This is a genomic window from Falsiroseomonas sp. E2-1-a20 (assembly GCF_051433195.1).
Taxonomy (GTDB): domain Bacteria; phylum Pseudomonadota; class Alphaproteobacteria; order Acetobacterales; family Acetobacteraceae; genus Falsiroseomonas.
Genome location: NZ_JBHMFT010000084.1, coordinates 1 through 7873, shown reverse-complemented (window position 1 = coordinate 7873; position 7873 = coordinate 1). Strand labels below are relative to the sequence as shown.

Here is a 7873-nt window from a genome sequence, read left to right as displayed (position 1 = left end):
CCTACCAGGGCAGCCGCATCCGCCTGCGCGGCGCCATGCTGAACCTGACCGACATGTGGCAGGCCGCCGACCGGCCGCCGAACCGACGCCCCTCCGACTGGCTCGCCCTCGAGGAGACCGCGCGCTTCCGCACCCATGCAGGCACCCACCGCACCGACGCCACCGACCTGTTCGCGCCAAATGCCGGCCTCGCCGGCATTTGCCACCTCGACAGCGACGGCCTCGTCGCCACCGTCCGCGGCAATCAGGGCGGCACCTGGGCGCACTGGCAGCTCGCGCTGACCTACGCCCGCTACCTCTCGCCGCCGTTCCACCTCTGGTGCAACACCGTCGTCCGCACCGCCATGCAGCGGCCGGACGAGGCACCCGCCGCGGGCGATGACCCGCTGTGGGCGAACCTCGACCAGCAGTTCCAGCGGCTGCATCGCCGGCTCGACATCCTCGATGTCCTCGACCGGCATGCCGCCGACCAGATGTTCCTGACGCTCTCGACGCAGGATCTGCTGCTCGGCACCAGGCGGGATTTCTCGCCGGCGAGCCAGGCGGCCATTCGCCGCACGGTGGCGGCCGAGCCCTATGGTGGCCAGTGCCCCTGCTGCGACAACGCGCCCGTGCTCACCCGAGCGGGCGGGTCGGCAGACGGCGCCGAGTTCGACCACTTCTTCCATCGCGGCCTAAACCGACCGGAGCATGGTTGGCTGATCTGCGCGGACTGCCACATCGAATTGAACCGCGGCGGCTACCTGCTGCGGTTTGGCCACATGCCCAGGTTCCGCACCTTCCAGGCGTTGGTACTCGCGCAGCGCCGCCGCGGCCGGATTGGCCACGGCGGCGCGGCGGAGTAGCCGCCCATCCCAGCCCTCCCCAGCGGAGGGCGCCCAGAGCCCCATGATCTCACCACGAGGTCATGGGGCTCTTCGCGTTTCGGCTCCTCAGAGCCGAATGGTGAGTTGGCGGGATGGCGAAGGCGTAGCGTCATTTCGCCTCAGGCTGGCGTGGCTCATAGGGGTCATGCTTCGCGGTCGGCGCCTTGCAGGCATCGTTCAGCGCAACAACGTCCTCCATCGCCCAGTGATCTCCTACGGACTGCCAAGTGGGAAATCAGGGTGCGGCGATGGCTTCGGCACGATGGCGGCGTCTGGCGTTCCGGATCTCGGCTGGGATACTGAAGCGCTCGGTGACGATGATCCTGCCTTGGGCAACGCTGACTGGCGTGCCGTCGGTGTCACGCAGTTCGTAGGCCAGACCGGTACGAAGCACCCTGCCGATGCGATTGATCAAGCGCGTCGCCACGGCACAGAGGGCCTGCTTGTGGTGGTGACCCTTGCGGACCATGAGGCGCCAATAGACCGCGGCGAGCTCGGGATCGACGCGCCGCGCGGCATCGGCGGCAAGGTAGAGCGCACGCTTGATGCGGTTGTTGCCCGACTGCGTGATGGTCTGCCCAGGGTGATCAGCGCCGCCAGAGGAATTGCTGCGCGGAAACAGCCCGCAGAAGCCTCGAAGCTGATGTAGGCCTGAGAACCTTCGTGCCTCGTGCAGTACGCCGAGCACAAGCGGCCCAATGGCTGCGCCGATACCGGGAATACTGCGCAGCGCATTGGTTGGATGGAGTTTGCTGTAGAGCGCTTCGACTTCCTGGCCGAGACGGCTCAGCTGCATTTCGATCTGCCGCAGGCGGTCGATCTCGAGCGCAACCTCGAGCTGCAGCAGGACGAAGTCGACGGCTTTGCCGTGCAGGCGCTGCGTTTCGGCAGCTGCCGCCTTAAGGCCATCTACCAGAGTCTCGGCAAACGGCCCGCTATGCGGGTGGTTTCCACTCGCATGCTCCGCGACAAATCGGAGCAGCGTCGTACGACGCGCCTTGATGACCTGCGCGGGATCAAGCAGGTCGTGCAGGACAGCGAGCGCCAGATTGGTCCGGAAATCCGGCAGTACAGCTTCGAGTGCAGGACAGGCCCAACGTACCAGGTCGAGCAGGCGGCGCTTTATGGCCGAGACTTCGTCTTCCAGTCGCTCGCGTTGACGGGTCAGGCGCTGCAGCGCGTGCCGCTCCGCGTCGGGAACGTAGAGCGTATCGGCGGGTACGCCGCCGAACAGCGGGATGGCGCCGAGCACATAGGCATCGGCGGCATCGGTCTTGGCGTGCTCGCTGAGATAGCGGCGCAGGGCGCGGACCCGCTGACCTTTAACGCGAATGACCGTGATCCCTGCGCCCTGAGCCAGAGGGCGACCGGGAACCAGGACATTCCAGTGGGCTCCATGACTGCGGTAATGGCGCTGCCCGGCGCTATTCCATCACGTAGCCGCGTGACCAGACCAGTGAGGCTGTCGGGCGTCAACCGGAAGCGTATCGGCTTACCAGTAGGGCGTCCGTCGTCGGGAATGCGCGCGACATGATCGCCGCGGATGGCGAGGTCGATGCCGACAGTTCGTTGACCCATGAGGCTCTCCCTTGTCGATGCGGGCGAAGTCCTGGGCTGCGCAGCCATGTGCTTGATCCGTAGCCGGTCGTGCCGCCACAATCTCCGTACTCTCGCCTACCCAGGCCGGGTCCGAGGCTCGTCGTCACGTCGTCGAGACGCTGGGGAGCTCTCACTGCTGGATGACGCCCACGGAGCCGTTGCCCGGCGAGAGAATAGCGACGGTCCGGCACCGGCGCGCCGGTGCCGGACCCGAGCCGCGATCACTTCGTCTGGTCAACAACAAGGCGTTCCAATCGTCTTTCCCCTCGGCCTCGGATCCGGCCCGCCGTGGATACAAGCGTCTTGCTGATCCCGCCGCCATCAGAGGACTGGCTGCGACCGTTGGGCCCGCAGTGCTGGCGAATTTCGGCCCACCTGCCGTGGCTGAGGCCGAGCCTACGGATCGAAGGCTCCGGATAAATTTGATCAAATCGCTAATCGACTACCGTGTATTGACAAGTCTGCCCTGTTTCTCTGCAATCCGCCGCGCTCGTCAAAGGATCCGCCTTGCAAGCCCTCGCCATCCAGGAATCCGCGCCCAGTCGTCTGCCCTTCGGAAGCACTGTTTATCAGCGGCTGCATGAGCGTCTGCGCGACGAGATCCTGGACGGCACTCTTCCTCCGGGCCTGCGCCTGAAAATCACGGAGATCGCCGCCCGCTACGGCCTCAGCCAAATGCCGGTGCGCGAGGCGCTGCAACAGCTCCAGGGTGAGGGGCTGGTGGTGCTCTCGCCCAATCGCGGTGCCGCCGTACGTCGCGTCGATGCCCGTTTCATCGGCCATCTCTTCGCCATTCGTGCCGCGCTGGACGGCATGCTGACGGAGGAAGCGGCGGCGCTGATCGATGCCGCCACCCTGGTCCGGCTGCGCCAGGCCCAGCGTGCCTTTGAGACCGCCGCCCACGCCGGCAACCAGGCGGCCTGCGCCCTGCTCAACCACGAATTCCACCGCATCATCCTGGCCGTGCCGGGGAATGACGAGGCGCTGCGCCTGCTGGAGGCCCACGCCGGCCTGATCCGCGCCATCCGCATCCGCTTCGGCTATCGCCCCGGCCGGCTGGACGCCGTGATTCGGGACCACGCCCTTTTGCTGGAAGCGTTGGAGGCCGGCGACGGCGCGCGGGCCCGGCAAACCGCCGTGACCCATATGCAGACCGCACGCGACGATCTGGTCGCAGCCTTGGTGGCGGAAGAAGCCGGTCCGTGAATGAGCCAGGCCTCAGCAAGGGGCAGGCGAGGAAGGAGGAAACCAAGATGCAAAGACGTCATCTGCTGGCCGCCGGCATGGCCGGTCTCGCCCTGGCGCCCCCGAGCCAGGCACAAGATTTCGCCAGGCAAGGCGTGCCCACGGATATCCGCCTGTTGGTCGGCTTCGCCGCGGGCGGTGCCACGGATCTCCTGGCGCGCCGTCTGCAACCGCTATTCGAACGCCGGGGCCATCGGCTGGTGGTAGAAAACATTCCTGGCGGCGGATCCGCCATCGCATTGTCACGGGTGGCGCAGGCTCGTCCGGATGGTCGCACCCTGGGCTTTGCCTCGGGCGGGCTGATCTCCCTGATCGCCAGTGCGGAGGTGCCGCTGCGCTTCGACCAATTCATCAATCTGGTGCGGGTTTCGCAGGATCCCGCCATTCTCGTGGTCGGCGCCAAGAGCCCGATCCAGACCCTGGAGCAGGCGATAGCCGCCATGCGCGCGGGGGCTGGTGGCTTCTCCGCCGGAGCGGCAGGACCAGAGGGTACGCTCGGCCATCTGACGTTGAATGCCGTCGCCGCGGCGGTCGGAGCCGAATTCATCTATGTCGCCTATCCCGGCGCCTCACGTGTCGCCAATGAGCTGATGGGCGGGCATCTCGGCCTGGGGCTGGTAAAGCCCGCCGACGTCTTCGGCCAGGTCCGCAGCGGCGAACTGCGCCCGATCGCGGTCTTGGGCGAGGCCCGGCTGGCGCAGTTGCCGAATGTGCCGACCGCGGCCGAACGCGGCATCAACGCATTCCCGGATGGCCGCATGCTGCAGATGACCTATGCGGTGGCCCCCGCCGGCCTGCCGGATCCGCTGCGCGCCGGGTTGGTGGCGCTGTTCCGGGACGCCGTGCTCTCGCCGGAATTCCAGGCCACCGCAGCCTCCGAGGCCTATCTCGCCGATGGCATTCATGGCGCGGAGCTGGAGGCTGCGGTGGCCGAGATGTTCGACGGATTCCGCACTGCTTATGCGCGGATGAAGCGCTGAGAGCTTGTGAATTGGCTTTCTGCAGGCTCTGAGGGGGACATACCAGGTGAAGGTCAGGGGGGTTAGCGTCTACCGGGCGGCGCTCGGTGCGATGAAGGAGGGCGCGGCGCATGCCGTCCTGGTGGTGCAGGTCGAGACCGATGCGGGCATCTCCGGCGCCGGCGAGATCGGCCTGGCCTATGGCACGGGCGGACGCGGCGCGGTGGAGGTGTTGCTGGAACTGGCGCGCGGCCATGTGATCGGCCGCGACCCGTTCCGCACCGAACAGATCTTCGACCAGATGCGCCGCAAGACCTTCTGGGGCCATGTGCCTGGGCCGATCTTCGGCGCCGCGATCAGCGCGCTGGATCAGGCGCTGTGGGACATCAAGGGCAAGGCGCTGGGCCAGCCCATCCATGTGCTGCTGGGCGGCGCCTGCCGTCAGTCCCTGCGGATCTACTGCAACGGCTGGTACCGCAGCCTGGGCGCGCCGGAAGCCTATGCGGAGGCTGCCCGCAGCGTGGTGGCGCGCGGCTTTGACGCCATGAAGTTCGACCCAATGAAGCTGAACCGGGAGGGCCATAGCGCCTATCCCGACCGCCGCATCGAGCGCGGCCATGAAAGGCTGGCGATCGCCCGCGTCGCCGCGGTGCGGGAGGCGGTGGGGCCGGATGTCGATATCCTGGTGGAGATGCACGGCAATATGTGGCCGATGGATTCCATCCATTTCGGCAAGCAGGTGGCGGCCTACGACCCCTTTTTCCTGGAGGAGGTCGCCGATGCCGAGGATGCTGACGCTGCCCGTCAGGTGGCAGAGGGCACCGGCCTGCCGATCGCGGCTGGTGAAAGGCTCTGCACCACCATCGAGTTCCGGCGCTTCTTCGAGCTGCGAGCGATCTCGGTCGCGCAGCCGGATATGGGCATCGCCGGCGGCTTTACGGGCGTGCGCGCTATCGCGGCGCTCGCGCATGCTTATGGAGTCTATGTGCAGCCGCACAACTGCGGCGGCCCGATCTCCACCGCCGCCTGCGTGCAGCTCTCCTTTGCCATCCCGAATTTCCTAATCCAGGAAGTCTTCCCGGTCTGGCCGGAGGATGACCGGCTGGCGCTGGTGGACGACCCGTACGAGCGGCGCATCAAGGACGGGCAGATCGCGCTGCCGGATCGGCCGGGGCTGGGGGTGGAACTGAATGCGGATTACCTGGCGCACTGCGAGCGGATGCAGGCCTGACAAGGCGGGCCTCACAAGGCTCGACCTGCGCTCCAAGGAGACCCGGGCAGAGCCAGTGCTATTGGCCGAGGAGGCACGGGTGCATGTCCTTACCAGCGCATGCTAGGCCCGGCCGCCCGCCCAACGGGCCGCATAGGGCACCGTACTGGTCATCTTACAGGCTGTCGTTGCATGGTGATCCACAGCATGAGACTGCCTTGCCATTGCAGCCTGTTCGTCTTTGGGGCGAGGCTGTCTGAGCCGTCCAGGCGCTGGATCTGGCCAACGCCCCGGCAACGAGGCTGCCGGCCATCCGGCGCTGCTCCTGCTTTGGCAGGGAAAGGGGTGCTGGCCTCTCGCCACCCCTGTCATCCCCACCTCGGCGGGCACAGGCCGCGTCATGTTGACGCCGCCCATGAGAGCTTACCCCTGCCGAATGGCTCGGCCTGCTGCTCGACCGCGAGATCGCCGATCAGCATGGCTGGCTGGTCTGCGCGGTGTGCCACAGGCGGATAGCCGCCCATCCCAGCCCTCCCCAGCGGAGGGCGCCCAAAGCCCCATGGCCTCACCACGAGGTCATGGGGCTCTTCGCGTTGGGGGCGGGCGAGGCGTCCCGGCTCCGGTCGCAGTCTCGGCTCCGCCCAACCCTATCGTCTCATTGGAAAGGCGGTTGCTATTCGAAACTGGGGTTGGGCTAGCCCAGCTGCCATCCGCCTTGCCCAAGATGTGCCGTGCCTGCGCCGACGATCTTGGAGATCCTCGAGCATCAGAGGCCTGCGGGTTGAGTGCCGCTGCACAATCCAGACCATTTGCCTCGGTAGCCAGGTTCGACGGCGCCGCCGCCTTTGGACCGGCTGGCGGTGTCGGGACAGCAGGCCACCCCATCTGCGGCCCGATTATCTCTGCGACCCTCTGCATTGTCTCCAGCTCGTCCGTCGTGAACTTGCTGAAGTCCACCTTTGGCGAAGTGCTATGGTTTGCGTTCTGAGTTGGCCCGCTGTCCGGCGCTGCCAGCGGCACCTGCATCGCCGGTTCATCGGCGCCCAGCGCCTTCCGGGTCTGCACCTGGATGGCCCCGGCCAGCTTGGCCAGCGCCAAGACCGCGCCGATCACACTGTCCTTCCGCCCAGCCAAAAGTATGTCCCGCGCCGATGCCCGTCGCTTCCATCCCGCCTCGTCATCCTCGGCCGGCGTGGTCAACACATCCGTCAACAACTCGTCGAGCCGCTCGAAGAGGCGGCTCAGCTGATCAGCCTTGGCCAAGGCCCTGAGGTTGGCTTCGGCGATGGCGTCAGCGGCAGCGTCGATCTGCGCCTCGCGGAGCCGCTCACGGTAAGCCGGCGCCAGACCATCTCGCATCTCATTCCCGCACCCAGCCTCGCGCGCGAGGCCAGGCCGCGGGAATGGGGGGCGGGATGCGGGAATGGGGCGGCCGGACCACGTGCGGGCCTGAGCTGCTGAGCGGATGCGCTCGCGGGCCGTCCTGTCTCTCTGCCAGTTCCTCGTGCTCGCCCTGTAGCGGATCGTGCTCTCATCCACCGCGTATTCGGCTGCGAGTGCGCGGCCCGGGCGGCCAGTTTCCCACGCGGCCTGTATAGCGTCCCATTGGGCCTCGGTGATGTTGGCCTTGGTGGTACGGCTCATGGATGGCTCCGGGCTTGTGGGGGATGACAGGCTCTGATGGGTGGTGGAGCAGCCGGCTTGTCATGGAGCCACCCCCCTTGTCCTGCCGTCGGGGCGCGCAGGGCCGTCCAGCCTAGTCATGGTGAGCCTGCCTTGCCACTCGATCTGTTAATTGGGTCCGCCGCTTCGCCCGCCCCCTGGTTGCATCAGTGGGTTGTCGGGATCGATCAGGCCGTTGGAGCCGGTTAGTGTCTGTCTCTGAATGAGCGCGCAACGTCCGAAACGGGCGGGGAACGAATCTTCGCGGACATGTCCTGATGCAGCCGGTTGTCCTTTGGTTACCGGAGTGGGCCCGCGGCCTCGACGGGAGC

At 66.9% G+C, this 7873-nt stretch carries 6 protein-coding genes; 4 read left to right on the top strand and 2 right to left on the bottom strand.

Annotated elements, in window-relative coordinates:
• Window positions 1-845: KilA-N domain-containing protein (locus ACFHPP_RS29745; RefSeq protein ID WP_437166847.1), on the top strand; the 845-nt coding region annotated here is incomplete at its 5' end.
• Between the two features lie 256 nt (window positions 846-1101).
• Here the strand turns inward: ACFHPP_RS29745 and ACFHPP_RS29740 are convergent.
• Window positions 1102-2169 carry a transposase gene (locus tag ACFHPP_RS29740; RefSeq protein WP_437166848.1) on the bottom strand — a complete coding sequence of 356 codons (1068 nt, stop codon included), beginning with the start codon at window positions 2167-2169 and terminating at the stop codon, window positions 1102-1104.
• 803 nt (window positions 2170-2972) lie between these two features.
• Between ACFHPP_RS29740 and ACFHPP_RS29735 the strand changes: the two genes are divergently transcribed.
• The 3 genes from ACFHPP_RS29735 to ACFHPP_RS29725 are packed head-to-tail and all read left to right on the top strand — an operon-like array spanning window position 2973 to window position 5900.
• Window positions 2973-3671 (top strand): GntR family transcriptional regulator, encoded by a 699-nt coding sequence (locus ACFHPP_RS29735; RefSeq protein WP_437166846.1) that lies wholly within the window; start codon window positions 2973-2975, stop codon window positions 3669-3671.
• A 47-nt stretch (window positions 3672-3718) separates the two neighbouring features.
• Complete coding sequence (locus ACFHPP_RS29730; protein ID WP_437166845.1) at window positions 3719-4690, top strand: Bug family tripartite tricarboxylate transporter substrate binding protein; 972 nt, start codon at window positions 3719-3721, stop codon at window positions 4688-4690.
• Between the two features lie 46 nt (window positions 4691-4736).
• On the top strand, window positions 4737-5900 hold the full coding sequence (locus ACFHPP_RS29725) for a mandelate racemase/muconate lactonizing enzyme family protein (protein WP_437166844.1): 1164 nt from the start codon (window positions 4737-4739) through the stop codon (window positions 5898-5900).
• 555 nt (window positions 5901-6455) lie between these two features.
• Here ACFHPP_RS29725 and ACFHPP_RS29720 read toward each other — a convergent pair.
• Window positions 6456-7523, bottom strand: coding sequence for a hypothetical protein (locus ACFHPP_RS29720; RefSeq protein ID WP_437166843.1), 1068 nt, complete (start codon window positions 7521-7523; stop codon window positions 6456-6458).
• Window positions 7524-7873: the final 350 nt, after the last annotated feature.